This window comes from Glycocaulis abyssi (assembly GCF_041429775.1).
GTDB lineage: Bacteria > Pseudomonadota > Alphaproteobacteria > Caulobacterales > Maricaulaceae > Glycocaulis > Glycocaulis abyssi.
This window is the reverse complement of sequence record NZ_CP163421.1, coordinates 2,637,628-2,653,633: the sequence shown is the minus strand read 5'-3', so window position 1 is coordinate 2,653,633 and position 16,006 is coordinate 2,637,628. Positions and strand designations below refer to the sequence as shown.

Below are 16,006 nucleotides of genomic sequence, written 5' to 3'. Positions count from 1 at the left end.
CCCGCCCTACTGGAAGCTGTCGCCGAGATAGACGCGGCGCACGGAAGGGTCGGCCCGGACGGCGTCCGGCTTGCCTTCGAACAGTACTTCCCCGTCATGGATGATCGCGGCGCGGTCCGTGATCTGCAGCGTCTCGCGCACATTGTGATCGGTGATGAGAATGCCGATACCGCGTTGTTTGAGAAACAGGATCAGATCGCGGATATCGGCAATGGCCAGCGGATCAATACCCGCGAACGGCTCATCAAGCAGGATGAAACCGGGACGCGTTGCCAGTGCGCGCGCAATTTCCACCCGGCGCCGTTCGCCGCCTGACAGCGCCATGGCGGGGCTATCACGCAAATGATCGACGCCCAGCTCCTCAAGCAGATCATCGACCAGCTTCTTGCAGGCAGACCTGTCCTTCTCGGCTATCTCGGCGGTCGCGGTCACGTTTTCATACACGCTCATGCCGCGGAAGATGGAGGCTTCCTGCGGCAGATACCCGATGCCGAGCCGGGCGCGCTGGAACATGGGAAAGGCTGTTATGTCCTCTCCGTCCAGCACGATCCGCCCATGATCGGCCGGGATAAGCCCGGTAATCATGTAAAAGCAGGTGGTCTTGCCCGCGCCGTTCGGACCGAGAAGCCCGACGACCTCGCCGCGATGAACATTGAGCGACACCGATTTGACCACGACACGCCTGCCGAACGCCTTGCCGATCGAATCGACATGGAGGCCCTCAGCGCTGCTGTCTGGCATGGTCATTCCCGGCACCACCCTCAAAATCCCGATAGTCAGGGTTACGGGCACAGACCTAATATTTGGTGAAGCGCACGCAACTGGCCCCATCCTTGCAAGGGCTTGCACCCTCCTGACAAGACCGGATGGCTGCCAAAGCGCAGCCGCGCGCACAACCGGCCCGCAGACCTGCGTGGACAGAAGGCTTAGTTCGCCGAAGGCGCAGCCGGCTCTTCCGCCGGAAATTCGCTGCTATAGCCGCGCGGCGCAGGGCCGGGAACGGGCGGAGCCGGGCAGTTTTCGCTATTGGCCGGACGGTCTCCATCCTGGGAGAAGAACAGGCTGCGCACCCGGCCATTGCCCCCCGTCAGGCGCGACACGCCCGTCTGCAGGTTTATGCGCAATTCCTGACCGGTCGAGACATTGCACCCTTGTGTCAGCACCACCGCGCCGGTCAGTACGACAATTTCGTCGGACACCGTGTAGACGCCAGTGTCACCACGTGCGGTCTCGGTTGGCGTGACATAGAAGACATCGCCGCGCGCGGTAATACGCTCAATGCGGCGCTGCCCGGTCTCGGGGTTACGGGCCAGTGTGGCCTCGGCCTCGTCGGCGCGCAGGCGCGTATCGCCGCGCACCGCGTTTACATTGCCGATAAAGCGGACACGGTCCTGCTGATCGAGGATTTCCTGATCATCAGAACTGATATCCAGAAAATCTGGAACCTCCTGGCGGGCGAGAGCCGCAGCGGACAGCACGCTGGCAGCAGCCATGGCCGAGGCCAGCGCGGTAACGGCAATCAAGAGCCTCATTCTTCCTCCTCGGGCGCAGGCGCGCCGTCACCGACATAAAAGCGCGTCACCACGCCTCCGGTAAAGCGCAAACGCCGGCCATCCTCATACAGCTCAAACCCGTAAGCCTGCACACCGCCCCAGGGCGCGCGCCCCTGTACCGGTTCCTCGCCGTATACCACGCCTTCGTCCAGATCTATCGATGCGCCTTCAGTGCGGAATTCATAGCCTGAACGGGTGGAAAAGCGCACCGTATCGGTCATGCGCAAGGTGCGCGTGGCATCATCATAGACACCCAGGCGCGACAACACTTCCGACGCATCAGGACGGCGCGACCCGCCAATCAGCAGCATGTAGTCGATGCGCGGATTCTCCAGATCGGTCAGATTGCCCAGCCCGACCATGCGGCGCACCGCCGAATCCGCCGTCAGCACATAGGGGCGCCCGTGAGCATCGCGTCCGGTAAAGCGCGGATTGATGATACGCTCGCCATCTCCGGTCATTGCGGGCCGGCTGGCCGGTTCACGATTGCCCGTCAATACCGATTGCGCCACCAGATTGGCGGCCAGCGCGCCGATGAGCACAATCAGGACAATGCGCACATTACGCACGACACGCGCGCGCATCCGCGCGGCCGCGACGGCCCGGCTTGCCGATGGCTCTGCTGCAGCAAATGTCAGCGAATGCATCCTGAACGCCTGAAAATCTGTCCCCGCAAGGCTTTGTGGACCCTTGCCACGTCCTTTTCAAGGCAGGGTGCACCGTCTGCGGGCAACTGCGCCCTAGCTGTGAGCGAAAATATCAGCGTCGGCCCATCCGGCCAGATCCAGCGCCGCGCGCGTCGGCAGGAAGCTGAAACAGGCCCTCGCCATCTCCAGGCGCCCCTCACGGATCAGCATGGCCTCAAGTCCGTCGCGGATCTGGTGCAGGTAGAGCACATCGTCAGCGGCATATTTCAGCTGCGCCTCGCTGATATCGCCCGCACCCCAGTCGGAGCTTTGCTGCTGTTTGGACAGCTCCACGCCCGCAATCTCGCGCGCCACATCCTTCAGCCCGTGGCGGTCGGTATAGGTGCGTGCCAGCTTGGAAGCGATCTTGGTGCAGAACACCGGCCGCAGCGTGACCCCGAGATCACGCGCGATCATCGCCACGTCGAAGCGGGCAAAGTGCAGGATTTTCTCTACGCCTTCATCGGCCAGCAGTGCTTTCAGGTTCGGGCAATCATAGGAAGTACGGTCAAGCTGGACGATATGCGCATCCCCGTCGCCAGCAGACAGCTGCACCAGACATAGCGGGTCGCGTACCAGCGACAGGCCAAGCGTTTCGGTGTCGATGGCGACACGCTTGCCCAGATCCAGCCCGGCGGGAAGGTCGACCTTGTGGAAATGGATGGTCATGGACGTGAAACCCCTTCTTGGCTCGGCGCGTGTAACCTTTCCTATGGGCCGCGCACACACCCGGCGTCAATCAACGGCCTGCGCCCGGGGAACCATTCTGGACACCGGCAGGTTGAAACACCAGCACGCCGCCGCTAGCCTGAGATCATCATGTCCATATCCGTCACACTCGCTGCCGCGCTTGGCGCGGCAAGCATGCAGGGCGATCCTGCGTTCGCCGGTTCAGGGGCTTTCACCGCATCCACAGATGCTGACCGGCGCGCCTTTGCCGGTGTCCGCGCCGGCACGCTCGGCGTCGGGCTGGAGGGCGGCTACCGGATCAATGACTATCTGCAGGTGCGCGCTCACGCAGCAGGGCTCGTCTATTCCAACGACCAGACAGTCGCCGATATTGCCAGCGATTTCTCGCTGCGTCTGGCGAGCGTTGGCGCGGGGATCGACTTTTTCCCCTTCCGGCGGGTTTTCTTTCTCACTGCCGGTGCCCGGTACAATTTCAACAAGGCCGTTTACAACGCCCAGCCCGCCAGCGACTACCAGATCGGCGACAATATCTATCCCGCTGCCGAAGTCGGACGGCTGACCGGCGAGGCCCAGTTTGCGCCCAATGCCTGGTTTGCCGGCGCGGGCCTGGCCGGCCGGCCCTGGAACGGGCCGGTCGAGGTATCGCTGGAGGCTGGCGTCTACAGGCAGGGCACTCCCAGCATCAGCTATGAGGTGACGGGGCTGCTGGCCGATGATCCGGCCTTCCTGGCTGATCTGGACTTGCAGGTGGAGCGCGCACGGCGCGATCTGGACAAGTACGATTCCTTCCCCCTGGTCGCGCTCAATCTGCGCTACCGGTTCTAGGGCCTGCTTCCAGCCTTCCCAAGCCTTGCATATCTGCAAGGGCGCCATGCGCAAGATGTGCCATGATTTGGCAACATTCTGCGGCTAGTCATGCTTATCCCGACGTCACTGACCTGCCAGCAAGAGCCATAAGGCCGCCTCCCCATGCCTCTCGACAACAACACACCCGATGTGGACCAGGTCCGCATCGAAACGGACATCCACGGCATTCTCACGCTTCGCCTGCGCGGCGAACTGACCGGTGACGTGTTGCGCCGCGCCGCAGATCGGCTCGCTGCCGCCGGGCAGGACAAGCGCGTCGATGGCGTGCTGATCGAGAGCAAGGACAGCTCAGTCGCCTACGAGATCGCCGATCTGGTGGCGGCCATCGAACATATCATGGAAGAGCTTTCGCCGCGCCGCTGCGCCCATGTCTCCCACGGTGAGCGCACACGCCCCTACATGATCATGGAAAGCACGGCGCGCGCCTTCGCTGTCAAGCTGCAGCCCTTTGCCTGCGAGACGCAAGCCCGCGCCTGGCTCCTGCAGCGCTAGGCGCGCAGCGTCACACCCCCGAAACGCAAAACGGCCCCCTCGCGAGGGGCCGTTTTTGTGTGTCGCCATCCATGAAACCAGATGGTGCCCAGGAGAAGACTCGAACTTCCACTCCCTTGCGGGAACTGGCACCTGAAGCCAGCGCGTCTACCAATTCCGCCACCTGGGCATGTTTCTGGGGCGTCGGAGGCGCGGTGATAAATGCGGGCGCGGGCGCTGTCAACGCGCCTTGTGCGGCGTTGCCAACGGGCCACAAATTTGGTCTATCCGCTACCAACACGCATGCGTTCGCGGGAACAGGCGCCCGCAGACACATTTTCAAGGCTCGCCGGGAGAGACCAACATGCTGCGCGACGAAATGATCACGGTGTTTGGCGGATCGGGCTTTATCGGGCGCTATGCGGTGCGCGCGCTGGTCAGGGCCGGTTACCGGGTGCGCGTCGCCACGCGCCTGCCCCATACCGCCATTGACCTCAAACCCATGGGCTCGGTCGGCCAGATACAGCTCGTCCAGGCCAATGTTCGCAACAAAGTCTCGATCGAGCGCGCGGTTGAAGGCGCGAGCGCGGTCATCAACCTGACCGGTATTCTGGCGCAGTCCGGCCGCCAGACCTTCCGCTCGGTGCAGGCACAGGGCGCGCAGAACATTGCCGAGGCCGCAAAAGCAGCGGGCATTACCCGCTTTGTGCAGATTTCGGCCATCGGCGCGGACGCAGACAGCAAGTCAGCCTATGCACAGACCAAGGCCGCCGGCGAAAAAGCGGTGATGGACGCTATTCCCACCGCCACGATCCTGCGTCCTTCCATCGTGTTCGGGGCCGAGGACAGCTTCTTCAACCGCTTCGCCCAGATGGCGCTTTATACGCCTGCCCTGCCGCTGATCGGCGGCGGCAAGACGCTGCTCCAGCCGGTCTGGGCCGGGGATGTCGGCGCGGCGGTGCTGGCCGCACTGGAAAACCCGCAGGCTCAAGGCAAGACCTACGAGCTTGGCGGCCCTGCCAGTTACAGCTTCAAGCAATTGATGGAATACATGCTGGCGACCATCCAGCGCCCGCGCTTGCTGGTGCCGCTGCCCTGGCTTGCCGCTTACGGTGTCGGGTTTGCCGGAGAGATCGCAGGCGCGCTGCCCTTCGTGCCCATCGTGCTGACGCGCGATCAGGTGACGCTGCTGAAAACCGACAATGTCGCAGCCGAAGGCGCGCCGGGCCTGTCTGATCTGGGCATCAGCCCGGCCTCGGTGGAATCGGTCGTACCGGGCTATCTCTACCGCTTCCGCCGCGGCGGACAGTTCGCGGCTGCGGAGTAGGGTTTTTTCCCTTCACACCACCCAGATGATTACCGCCAGAATCACGCATGCCAGCGCGATGCGGTAGATCACGAAGGGCAGAAAGCCGAACCGGTCGACCAGCTTCAAAAGCAGGTGGATGGCGATGAGGCTCGCCGCGAATGACAGCCCGGCCGCGATCAGCCCGTCAGAGAGGCTGGCACCGGGATCTTCACCGCGCGCCAGATCAATGCCCGATTGCAGGCCGAAAGCGGCAATGACGGGAATGCTGGAGAGCATGGCAAAGCGCGCGGCGGCAGAGCGCTCCGCCCCCAGCATGCGCGCCGCCGTCATCATCAGGCCGGAGCGGCTGGAGCCGGGGATCATCGCTACCGCCTGGGCAAGGCCGATCACGGCAGCATCCTTGTAGGTGAGCGTCTCCACGGTTTTCACGCGCGGGCCATATCTGTCAGCCAGCCAGAGCGGCAGGGCGAAGACCAGCGTGGCAGCCGCGATCACGGCAGGCGAGCGCACCAGATCCATCCAGCCGGTAAAATAGAGCACCGCGCCTGCTAGCATCACCGGCGGGGTGGCGATCACCACCAGCAGCGCCAGCCGCCCGCCCGGCGTCATCCGGCCGGCAAACCAGGCGAAGACGCCCGTGATGACCTCCCAGATCTCCTTCCTGAAATAGACAAAGACCGCCAGCAGCGAGCCGATATGCGCCATCACATCGATGAGCACGCTTTGCGGCTCTACCCCGAAGGCCAGAGGGGCAAGGATCAGATGCGCAGAGGACGAGACGGGCAGAAACTCGGTCAGGCCCTGCACAATCGCGATCAGGACCAGCAACATCAGGCTCATGGCGTTAAATCTCCCCGGACGGCATGCCGCCGTCAGCTACGCACAGCTTTGTTGCGAGGTGATGAAGACTAGCGAGGAGCCAGCGCCGCCTTGACCGCCTCTGACAGTTTCGCAGCCTCGTCCGCGCGTGCCGACCCGCGCCGCCAGGCCATGCCGATCTCGCGCCCCGCTACGGGGGGATCAAACGGCTTGATGACAAGGCCGAGCCCGTCTGCCACCCCGCCATCGACCGCCAGGCGCGGCAGGAGGGTCGCGCCAAGCCCGCTCCTGACCATCTGCACCAGCGTATGCAGGCTGGTGGCAGCAAAGTCCGACCGCGCCGCATCCGCGCGGCCTGAACCGGGACCGGCAGCAGAATGGCTGGCCGAACATACGCTGAGCGCATGGTCGCGCAGGCAATGGCCATCTTCCAGCAGGAGCAGGGATTCATCGGCCAGCATGGCCGGACTGAGCGGACTGGCATCCGCCAGCTTGTGGTCCGGCGCACAGGCAAACAGGAACTCGTCCATGGCGATGGAGCGCGTCTCGATCCCCGCTGCCTCGTAAGGCAGCGCGATCAGAGCCGCATCAAGCCGGCGCTCTTTGAGGGCATCGACGAGGCGCGGTGTCAGATCCTCGCGCAGGAACAGCTCCAGCTGGCCAAACTCCTCACGCAGGGCTGGCAGTACGCGCGGCAGGAGGAAGGGCGCAATGGTCGGGATCACGCCGAGGCGGAACTGCCCGGCCAGCGGCTCGCCAGCCGCGCGGGCGGCGTGAACCAGATCTTCCGCCTCGGTGAGGATGGTGCGCGCGCGTGCCGCAGCCGCTTCTCCTGCAGGCGTCAGGCTTGCCCCCCTTGCGCCGCGCTCCACCAGAGTGGTGCCAAGGCTCAGCTCCAGCTCCTTGATGCCGGCTGACAGGGTGGGCTGGGTAACGTGGGCCGCCTCGGCGGCGCGGCTGAAATTGCCGTGCTCGGCCAGCACGATAAGAAATTGCAGCTGCCGCAGTGTGGGAAGATTTGCACTCATGGCTATCGAGATAGCCTATCGCTGATCCAGAGACAATCGATTTGCCTTCGCGCGCGCAGCATAGCACTTGCTGCAGCAGCAAACGCCGCCCACGCGGCGTTGCCATTCTTATCAAGTCAGACAGGAGACGATCATGCTGGGTATCGGCCAGAAACTTCCCGAATTTGAAATCACGGGCGTAAAGCCGGGCTTCAACCATCACGAGGAAAATGGCGAGTCCGCGTTCGAAACGCTGACCCAGGCCAGCTTCCCCGGCAAGTGGAAGGTGATCGTCTTCTACCCGAAGGATTTCACCTTCGTGTGCCCGACCGAGATTGTCGCCTTCGCCAAGCTGAATGACGAATTTGCCGACCGTGACGCCGTGGTCCTGACCGGCTCCACCGACAATGAGTTCTGCAAGCTGGCCTGGCGCCGCGAGCATGCCGACCTCAACAAGCTGAACCAGTGGCAGTTTGCCGACACGACCGGCTCGCTCGTGGATCAGCTCGGCATCCGTTCGCCCGAAGGCGTGGCCTACCGCTACACCTTCATCGTGGACGATGAGAACACGATCCAGCACGTCTATGCGACCAATCTCAATGTAGGCCGCAATCCGGAAGACACGCTGCGCGTGCTCGACGCGCTGCAGACCGACGAGCTGTGCCCGTGCAACCGCGCGGTCGGCGGCGAGACACTCAAAGCGGCCTAAAGGGTTTTACCCCTTTAGAGCCCTGCAAAGCGGGCCGCGTCACTCCTCCCGGCGCGGCCCGTTTTCATATCTGCGACATACCAACTCGGAGCCTTCCCCATGAGCCTTGAGAGCCTCAAAGAGCATATTCCCGACTACGCCAAGGATATCCGGCTGAACCTGTCCTCACTGGCGCGCGAGACCGCGCTGGACGACCAGAAGAAATATGGCTGCTTCCTGGCCTCGGCCTGGGTCACGGGCAATGCGGCGCTGATCCGTGCCATCGGCGGCGAAGTCGACGGCAAGCTTTCAACAGAAGCGGTGAACGCCGCCAAGGCCGCCGCCGCCGTGATGGGCATGAACAATGTCTATTACCGCTTCGTGCATCTCGCTTCCGCCAAGGACTACAAGACCCTGCCCGCGCGCCTGCGCATGAATGTCATCGCCAATCCGGGCGTCGACAAAGCCGATTTCGAGCTGTGGTCGCTGGCCGTCTCCGCCATTAATGGCTGCGGCATGTGCATCGACGCGCATGAGGCCGAGCTGAAAAAGCATGGCATCAGTGCCGACCAGATCCAGACCGCCGTGCGCATCGCCTCGGTAGTCAATGCCGCCGCCAGCGTGATTCAAGCCGAAGCCGCCGCTGCAGCCTAGTTCTCGCACCGTCAGCGCGCCCTTCACACGGCGCTTTTGAAACCCCGCTGCGGAGCGTCCGTGGCGGGGTTTTCGCTTGCGCTCACCTTACCCGCTCATACTTTGTTAAAAACCATGACAGTCACAGAACCGTCGCAAAGGATTTTAACAACGAAAAATCAGCAATTTGATTCCGGTTGACGAACGCGATTAAGTTCCGTATCCTGATCTTATGGCTGATACGATCCACCATATCGGGCAGACCGCCCCAGAGCGCGACCGGCACGATGCCGGGCGTGCGGGCAGTGCATGGCGCTGGTTTTCAGCGCGCACCATGCGCCGTGCCTCGCGCTATCGCGACCTGACCTGGCGCCATGTCGGCCGGCATATGATTTTCGCGCTCGCCATTGTGCTGATCTCGCGCATCTGGGCAGGAGAGCCGCATGGGCCGCTATTGCTCATCATCGGCAGCATCTGGGCCTTCCTGATGGCGCGCATCGCGTTCATCAAGGGCTTTGACACCCTGACGCGCCGCCGCGAATCCCCCCAGTAAGCCGGTTTTTCCCGCATTTCCCGCCGCATCGCCTGATTGACGCTGCGCGAACGGCGCTTAGGCTGCGTGCAATTCGGCAGAAGCGGGGCAGGCGTCTATGAGCTGGTGGTTTGGAACGGCATTGTGGAAGCGCGTGCTGGGCGCTCTGGTGCTTGGCATCGGTTTTGGCGCGCTGATGTCCCAGATGATGGGCGCGGAAGCGGCCACCAGCCTGATCGAGAGCTATATCCGCCCGGTCGGCGATCTCTTCATCCGCCTCATCCGCATGCTCATCGTGCCGCTGATCCTGACCACGCTGGTGGCAGGTGTCTATGCGCTGGGTGATCCCAAGCGCCTCGGCCCTATTGGCGGCAAGACGCTCGCGCTCTATTTTGCCACCACCTTCTTTGCCAACATTATCGGCATCATCTTCGGCCTTCTCTTCCGCCCCGGCGCGGGCGCGGATCTGGGCGGGGCGGACGCTGTACCGGTCTCCACCGAAGCCGAAGGGCTCGCCAGCCGCCTTCTGTCCATCGTGCCGGATAACCCCGTTGCCGCGCTGGCCGACGGCGATGTGCTGGCCGTGATCTTCTTTGCCGTCCTGCTGGGTATCGGCATTCTGATGGCCGGAAAGGCGGGCAAGCCAGTGGGCGAGCTGTTCAACTCGGCCTCCGATGTCGTACTGAAAGTCACCCATATGGTGATGGAAGTGGCTCCGTTCGGCGTGTTCGCGCTCGTCGCCTACACCACGGTCAGCCAGGGTCTGGAAGCGTTTGCCTCTATCGGGCTGCTCATCCTTACCGTCTATCTGGGACTCTTCACCCATGCCATTCTGGTCTATGGCGGGCTGATAAAATTCGTGCTGCGCCTGCCGCTCCTGAACTTCCTGCGCGGCATTGTCGATGCACAGGCCGTCGCCTACTCCACTGCCTCCTCTTCAGCGACCCTGCCCGTCACCATCACCAATGTGGTCGACAATCTCGGCGTGAAGCGCTCTGTAGCCGGTTCCGTCCTGCCGCTCGGCGCAACGATCAATATGGACGGCACATCGCTTTATCTCGGTATTCTCGCCCTCTTCACGGCGCAGGCATTTGGCTATGAGCTGACACTGACCCATTACTTCATGATCGCCTTTACCGCCGCCATCGCCTCCATCGGGGCGGCCGGTATCCCCAGCGCGGGCCTGTTCCTGCTGGCGATCGTGCTGAGCACGTTCAACGTGCCGCCAGAGCAGATTGCCATCATTGTCGGCTTCATCCTGCCGGTGGACCGGGTCATGGACATGGCGCGCACCGCGCTGAACGTCACCGGCGATGCCGCCGTCTCGGTCGCGGTGGCCAAGTGGGAGGGCGAGCTGGACGAGGAGCGTTTCCGCGCGCCTGCCGACAAGCCCATGCCGGTGCAAACTACGCCGGACAACGCAGGCAGCTGAACCGGCAGGGGCCGGGCTTCGTATCGGTGAGGGACATCCTCACCGGTAACGGAGCCCGCCATGACCCTGCTTCGCGTTTTTCTGGCCTTGGGCGGCATCGCGCTTCTGGCCAGCATTATATGGGCCTCGCAGAGCGCCAGTATCGGCGCCAGCTTTTCCGAGATGATCGCCGATCCGTGGGGCGTCGTCGCCCTTATCGATCTGTATCTCGGCTTTGTCTTTCTGGCCGTCATCATCTGGCTGTTTGAGCGCAACAAGCTGGTCGCCCTGGCCTTCATCCTGCCCCTGCCAGTGCTGGGCAATGTCTGGGCCGCCGCCTGGATCGTCTGGCGGCTGGGAGCGCTGGCCACGCGCCTGAACCCCGCCCGGGCAAATTAACTACTCTCGTATAAGTTGTATTAATCCGTTTCGCATATCTCTACGCCTGCAGGTTGCATTGCAATGCTCCTGCAATAAGGAGGTGCGTGATGCGAATCCTGCTCGTGGCTGCCTCGAAGGGCAGCACTTTCCTGCGCGATGCCCGCGCCGTCTCGGCGGTGGAGTTCGCGCTTCTGGCCCCGCTGATGATCCTGCTGCTGGCAGGCACCATCGCCTACGGGCTTCTGTTTTCCACCCATATCAGCCTGCAGCAGCTGACCGCTGAAGCCGCGCGCTCATCCATCGCGGGCCTGTCAGCGGACGAACGCGTATCAATCGTCGAGCGCCATGTCGCCGACACGCTGCCGCGCTATTTCCTGCTTGATCCCGACCGCGCCAGCGTGGCGGTGGAAATACCGCGCGCAGGCTTCACCGAGATCGTGGTGCGCTATGATGCCAGCGCGCACCCGGCCTATGTTTTCCGGGGCCTGCTGCCCCTGCCCACCGACCAGGTCATTTATCGCCAGGTCATCCGTGACGGGGGACTGGCATGATGATGCGCTTCCTGAAAGACACATCCGGTGCGGCGGCCCCGCTCATGGCCAGCGGCATTGCCGCAGGCGCGCTGCTGCTGGTGCTGACCCTCATTCAAATTCTTGACCATCTGCACAAGCGCGAGCTGCAGGCGACGGCAGACCTCATTGCCCTGATCGCGGTGAGGGATCAGGACTATTCACTTACCCGCGCCCGCGCGGTCCTGTCCGATCAGGGTTTCGACCCTGGCAATTTCGACATTCTGGTGGAGCCGGGCCTTTACCAGAGCGATCCGGAGCGCGCGCCCGCTGACCGCTTCCGGGCCGGTATCGCGCCCTATAACGCCGCCCATGTGGAACTGCGCTCGGCCAACACTTCGAACCTGCGCGTCAATGACCGCTCATGGCGTGCCCGCGCTGAGGCCACAGCCGCCCGGCAGGACACGGTCAGCTTTGCGATAGCCTCGCGCCTTGTGCGGCTGGAGGGCGGGTATTCCGGCGCCGTGCTGGCCGCGCTGACGGGCTATTCAGGTGCCATCACGGTGATGGATTACCGGGCGCTGGCCGATGCGCGCATCTCGGTCCCGGGCTTTCTGGACGCGCTCCGGCTGGAGACCGGGCTGATGGCGGCAAGCTATGAAACCCTGCTCGATAGCCGGGTCAGGCTGGGCGACGCGCTGAACGCCGCGGTGCAGGCCATGGGCAGCGACGCGCCCGCCATTCTCGATGTGCTTGCCCGCCAGTCCTCCCATGCGGCCCGGCAAGTGCGCATTGGCGATATCCTCAGCCTTGATCCCGGCATGACCCATGCCGGCCTCGCTAGCGGAGCCGATATCGGCCTGGCTGATCTGGTGATGGCCAGCGCGCTCGCAGCGCAGGGTGGACGGCAGGTGGGCCTGACGGTAAACGCTCCGCTCGCCAGTATCGAGCTTGACATTGGCCAGCCGCCGCAAACTGCCTCCGTCCATGGCGCAGGGCTGGAGGGGGCTGAGGCCCATACCCGCCAGCTCGGCCTGGATGTCAGTGTGGGCGCAGGGCTGGGCCGCCTCACCGTCCAGATAGAAGATGCCACCGCCAGCGCGCGCCTTGTCTCGCTCACCTGCCATCCCGACGGGCGGGCCGAGGCGCGCTTTGCCGTCACCACCTCGCCCGCCAAAGCGAGGATCAGCGGCGCGCTGGGCCTCCTGGGATCGCTTCTAAGGGTTGATCTCTCCTCCGGGCGCGAGGTGGAGGCGGTGCTGACGCGCGAACATGTAGAGAGCGGACGGCCCGAAATCATCCGTTCGGGCCTGGGCGCTCAGGTGAACCTTCTGGGCCTCGGCCTGCCGCTGTCCGGCGCGCTCAATGGCTCTCTGGCGATCGTGGATGGCTTGCTCGTTGATCTGGGCCTGACCATAGCCGAGTCAGAGCTTTACCTGCGCGATGTACGCTGCGGACGGCCCTTTCTGGTGGGGTGAGGTTTCACCGTTGTCATCCTCCGGCCGCGTAGCGGTCCGGGACCCACGCCTGCGCGGGCGCAGGCAAGCCGGGCCATGACACGCGTTTCAGGTTAGAGGCGCTTCGATCACAACATCCCACGCCCCTCCCCTTGCGCCGCAGTTTCGTTTCCACCATGGTGGGAAACATAAGTTCCAAGGGGCGCCCCGTGATGGTCACGGGGCTGAGACAGCACCCTCAGGACCGGATCCGGGTCATGCCGGCGTCGGGATGGAGCAGGCGATGAGTGATCTGAACGATATCCTTCTCGAAGGCGAGACCGTGATCTGGCAGGACCGCCCTGCCGGGCCGGGAACGCGGCGTCACGCCAGTGTTGCGAAGCGGGTTGCAGACTATTTGCTGCCCACCATCATCCTCGTCTTTACCAGCCTCGCCCTTTGCCTCTGGCTGCTGATCGTGACTGATCTGCTTCCCCGCCTTGCAGTTGGCGCATTCACCATTGCCTTTGTGGCGATGGCGGTCTGGATCGCCATTGGTGCGGTGAGGGCGCACCGCGAACGCGCCCGGTCAGAGTACCACTACGTCCTGACCAATCAGCGCCTTATTGCTTGGGATGCAGCCTCCGACTGGCGTGCCCACGTTCTGCCCGGCGCGCTGAAAGCGGTTGTGCGCGAACGCGGCAGTCTGCAGCTCTATCTCCATGGCCACGATGAGGATGATGACCCGCTGATCCTCTACGACCTCGCCGATATCGACACCGCCGAACGCACAATCACCCAAGCCTTAGGACGCCCCTCATGAACAAGCCCGTCAGCCAGTCCGAATTCCCGACCCCGAAAGTCACCACCGGCCCGCTGGCCGGTTCGCGCAGGGTGTATTCCCATCCCGAGGCTGCGCCGCATCTGGCCGTGCCGCATCGCGAGATCGAGCTGCACCCCACCGCGATGGAGCCGCCCGTGCGCGTTTATGACTGCTCCGGCCCCTATACCGATCCTGCCGCCAGCATCGATGTGGAAAAGGGCCTGCCGCGCACCCGCATCGAGTGGGTGAAGGCCAGGGGACATGTGGAGGAATATGAGGGCCGCCCGCTCTCCCCGCTCGATAATGGCGGAGCGACGGGCAAGTATCTCGCTAGAGCCTTCCCTGTGCGCCACAAACCCCTTCGCGGTACCGGCACTGGCCCGGTCACGCAGATGGAGTTTGCCAAGGCCGGCATCATCACCGAGGAGATGATCTACGCCGCCGAGCGCGAAAATATCGGCCGGGCGCGGGCACTTTCGGGCGCTGCCGAACGCCATGCCGACGGGGAGGGCTTTGGCGCGGAGGTGCCCCAGTTCGTGACGCCGGAATTTGTGCGCAGCGAGATTGCGCGCGGCCGGGCGATCATCCCCGCGAACATCAACCATGGCGAGCTGGAGCCCATGGTGATCGGGCGCAATTTCCTGGTGAAGATCAACGCCAATATCGGCAATTCGGCCGTCGCCTCTTCCGTGGAGGAAGAGGTGGACAAGATGGTCTGGGCGATCCGCTGGGGCGGGGACACGGTGATGGACCTCTCCACAGGGAAAAACATCCACAACACGCGCGAATGGATATTGCGCAATTCGCCCGTCCCCATCGGCACGGTGCCGATCTATCAGGCGCTGGAGAAGGTGGGCGGCATCGCGGAGGATCTCAATTTCGACATCTTCGCCGACACCCTCATCGAGCAGGCAGAGCAGGGCGTGGACTATTTCACCATCCATGCCGGGGTGCGGCTTCCCTTTGTGCCGCTCACGGCCAACCGGGTGACGGGCATCGTCAGCCGCGGCGGCTCGATCATGGCCAAGTGGTGCCTCTCCCACCACAAGGAGAGCTTCCTCTATGAGCGCTTTGAGGAAATCTGCGAGATCATGCGCGCCTATGACGTGTCATTCTCGCTGGGTGATGGCCTGCGACCGGGGTCCATCGCGGACGCCAATGACCGCGCGCAGTTTGCCGAACTGGAAACGCTGGGCGAGCTGACCAAGATCGCCTGGGAGCGCGGCTGCCAGGTGATGATCGAGGGGCCGGGCCATGTGCCCATGCACAAGATCAAGGTGAATATGGAAAAGCAGCTGGAGGTGTGCGGCGAGGCGCCCTTCTACACGCTGGGGCCGCTCACCACCGATATTGCGCCGGGCTATGACCACATCACGAGCGGCATTGGCGCGGCCATGATCGGCTGGTTCGGCACCGCCATGCTCTGCTATGTCACGCCGAAGGAGCATCTCGGCCTGCCAGACCGCGATGACGTGAAGACCGGCGTCATCACTTACAAGATCGCCGCCCACGCGGCGGATCTCGCCAAGGGCCACCCGGCGGCGAAGCTGCGCGATGATGCGCTAAGCCGCGCCCGCTTCGAGTTCCGCTGGGAGGACCAGTTCAACCTCTCCCTCGATCCTGACACCGCGCGCGATTTCCACGACCAGACCCTGCCCAAAGAGGCCCATAAGGTGGCCCATTTCTGCTCCATGTGCGGGCCGAAATTCTGTTCGATGAAGATCACGCAGGATATTCGCGACCAGTTCGGCACGGCGCGCAGCCCCAACGCCCCTCATCCTGAGGAGGGGGCATCAGCCCCCGTCTCGAAGGACGAGGCCGAACAGGGCATGGCGGAGAAGGCCGAGGAATTTAAAAGGAAGGGTGGGGAGATATATCTGGAGAAGGAGTGACCCTTTCCCTCCCGGTCAAAATCTATTCGTCGTTCCCGTGAAGACGGGAACCCAGAGCCACTGGCAACCGTCTGAGCCCCATGATCTCTGGATGCCCGCCTGCGCGGGCATGACGAGAGGGGCCATTTAGTGCCCATCGCCGGTACAATGCCTCTCCCAGCACCTTCATCCCCACCCTTTCTCGGGCGAGGGTAAGGGACGGATGGCGCGGGCGGCTTTGGGAAAGCCAATCGCGAACGTTCAAACGGGCCCTCTCAAGGCCGCCCGCACGCAGGTGTTTCTTCAGCCGGGGCGGATAC

Annotated in this window: 18 protein-coding genes, 1 tRNA gene and 1 riboswitch; of the genes, 12 read left to right on the top strand and 7 right to left on the bottom strand. The window is 63.5% G+C overall.

Going from position 1 to position 16,006, the window contains the following annotated elements; all coding sequences use genetic code 11:
• Window positions 1-6: 6 nt before the first annotated feature.
• The 4 genes from lptB to AB6B38_RS12810 all read right to left on the bottom strand — a co-directional run bounded on the left by lptB (window position 7) and on the right by AB6B38_RS12810 (window position 2,908).
• Entirely contained in the window at window positions 7-747 is a 741-nt protein-coding gene (gene lptB, locus AB6B38_RS12825; RefSeq protein WP_371393269.1) for an LPS export ABC transporter ATP-binding protein, read from the bottom strand.
• Window positions 748-926: 179 nt separating this feature from the next.
• Window positions 927-1,532, bottom strand: coding sequence for an LptA/OstA family protein (locus AB6B38_RS12820; protein WP_371393268.1), 606 nt, complete (start codon window positions 1,530-1,532; stop codon window positions 927-929).
• Complete coding sequence (gene lptC, locus AB6B38_RS12815; protein WP_371393266.1) at window positions 1,529-2,200, bottom strand: LPS export ABC transporter periplasmic protein LptC; 672 nt, start codon at window positions 2,198-2,200, stop codon at window positions 1,529-1,531. Before lptC ends, AB6B38_RS12820 begins: the two co-directional genes overlap by 4 nt.
• A 93-nt stretch (window positions 2,201-2,293) precedes the next feature.
• Complete coding sequence (locus AB6B38_RS12810) at window positions 2,294-2,908, bottom strand: ribonuclease D (protein ID WP_371393265.1); 615 nt, start codon at window positions 2,906-2,908, stop codon at window positions 2,294-2,296.
• A gap of 150 nt (window positions 2,909-3,058) precedes the next feature.
• Here AB6B38_RS12810 and AB6B38_RS12805 point away from each other — a divergent pair, with 150 nt between their 5' ends.
• On the top strand, window positions 3,059-3,754 hold the full coding sequence (locus tag AB6B38_RS12805) for a hypothetical protein (RefSeq protein WP_371393263.1): 696 nt from the start codon (window positions 3,059-3,061) through the stop codon (window positions 3,752-3,754).
• Window positions 3,755-3,898: 144 nt separating this feature from the next.
• A complete protein-coding gene (locus tag AB6B38_RS12800) occupies window positions 3,899-4,288 on the top strand; it encodes a hypothetical protein (protein ID WP_371393261.1) in 390 nt (129 codons plus the stop codon).
• Window positions 4,289-4,370: 82 nt separating this feature from the next.
• Here AB6B38_RS12800 and AB6B38_RS12795 read toward each other — a convergent pair.
• Window positions 4,371-4,457 (bottom strand) — tRNA-Leu (locus AB6B38_RS12795).
• Window positions 4,458-4,631: 174 nt separating this feature from the next.
• Here AB6B38_RS12795 and AB6B38_RS12790 point away from each other — a divergent pair.
• The gene (locus AB6B38_RS12790; protein ID WP_371393259.1) at window positions 4,632-5,594 is read left to right on the top strand and encodes a complex I NDUFA9 subunit family protein; all 963 of its coding nucleotides are present in this window, start codon (window positions 4,632-4,634) and stop codon (window positions 5,592-5,594) included.
• Window positions 5,595-5,606: 12 nt separating this feature from the next.
• On the opposite strand, the gene AB6B38_RS12785 is transcribed toward AB6B38_RS12790, so the two are convergent.
• A complete protein-coding gene (locus tag AB6B38_RS12785) occupies window positions 5,607-6,416 on the bottom strand; it encodes an undecaprenyl-diphosphate phosphatase (RefSeq protein WP_371393258.1) in 810 nt (269 codons plus the stop codon).
• A 68-nt stretch (window positions 6,417-6,484) separates the two neighbouring features.
• Entirely contained in the window at window positions 6,485-7,423 is a 939-nt protein-coding gene (locus AB6B38_RS12780) for a hydrogen peroxide-inducible genes activator (RefSeq protein ID WP_371393257.1), read from the bottom strand.
• A gap of 133 nt (window positions 7,424-7,556) precedes the next feature.
• Here AB6B38_RS12780 and AB6B38_RS12775 point away from each other — a divergent pair, with 133 nt between their 5' ends.
• From AB6B38_RS12775 to thiC, 9 genes are all read left to right on the top strand, one after another.
• Window positions 7,557-8,111 (top strand): peroxiredoxin, encoded by a 555-nt coding sequence (locus tag AB6B38_RS12775; RefSeq protein WP_371393256.1) that lies wholly within the window; start codon window positions 7,557-7,559, stop codon window positions 8,109-8,111.
• A gap of 99 nt (window positions 8,112-8,210) precedes the next feature.
• Window positions 8,211-8,744 carry a carboxymuconolactone decarboxylase family protein gene (locus AB6B38_RS12770; protein WP_371393255.1) on the top strand — a complete coding sequence of 178 codons (534 nt, stop codon included), beginning with the start codon at window positions 8,211-8,213 and terminating at the stop codon, window positions 8,742-8,744.
• A gap of 211 nt (window positions 8,745-8,955) precedes the next feature.
• Complete coding sequence (locus AB6B38_RS12765; RefSeq protein WP_371393254.1) at window positions 8,956-9,276, top strand: hypothetical protein; 321 nt, start codon at window positions 8,956-8,958, stop codon at window positions 9,274-9,276.
• Window positions 9,277-9,373: 97 nt separating this feature from the next.
• The gene (locus tag AB6B38_RS12760; RefSeq protein ID WP_371393253.1) at window positions 9,374-10,687 is read left to right on the top strand and encodes a dicarboxylate/amino acid:cation symporter; all 1,314 of its coding nucleotides are present in this window, start codon (window positions 9,374-9,376) and stop codon (window positions 10,685-10,687) included.
• Window positions 10,688-10,747: 60 nt separating this feature from the next.
• Window positions 10,748-11,065 (top strand): hypothetical protein, encoded by a 318-nt coding sequence (locus AB6B38_RS12755; protein ID WP_371393252.1) that lies wholly within the window; start codon window positions 10,748-10,750, stop codon window positions 11,063-11,065.
• A gap of 89 nt (window positions 11,066-11,154) precedes the next feature.
• Window positions 11,155-11,598 carry a TadE/TadG family type IV pilus assembly protein gene (locus AB6B38_RS12750; protein ID WP_371393251.1) on the top strand — a complete coding sequence of 148 codons (444 nt, stop codon included), beginning with the start codon at window positions 11,155-11,157 and terminating at the stop codon, window positions 11,596-11,598.
• Window positions 11,595-13,034 carry a hypothetical protein gene (locus AB6B38_RS12745; protein WP_371393250.1) on the top strand — a complete coding sequence of 480 codons (1,440 nt, stop codon included), beginning with the start codon at window positions 11,595-11,597 and terminating at the stop codon, window positions 13,032-13,034. Before AB6B38_RS12750 ends, AB6B38_RS12745 begins: the two co-directional genes overlap by 4 nt.
• Before the next feature lie 167 nt (window positions 13,035-13,201).
• A riboswitch (TPP riboswitch) is annotated at window positions 13,202-13,302 on the top strand.
• Complete coding sequence (locus AB6B38_RS12740; RefSeq protein WP_371393249.1) at window positions 13,297-13,815, top strand: hypothetical protein; 519 nt, start codon at window positions 13,297-13,299, stop codon at window positions 13,813-13,815. Its footprint overlaps the riboswitch before it by 6 nt.
• Entirely contained in the window at window positions 13,812-15,707 is a 1,896-nt protein-coding gene (gene thiC, locus AB6B38_RS12735; protein ID WP_371393248.1) for a phosphomethylpyrimidine synthase ThiC, read from the top strand. The genes AB6B38_RS12740 and thiC overlap by 4 nt, the downstream gene beginning before the upstream one ends.
• Window positions 15,708-16,006: the final 299 nt, after the last annotated feature.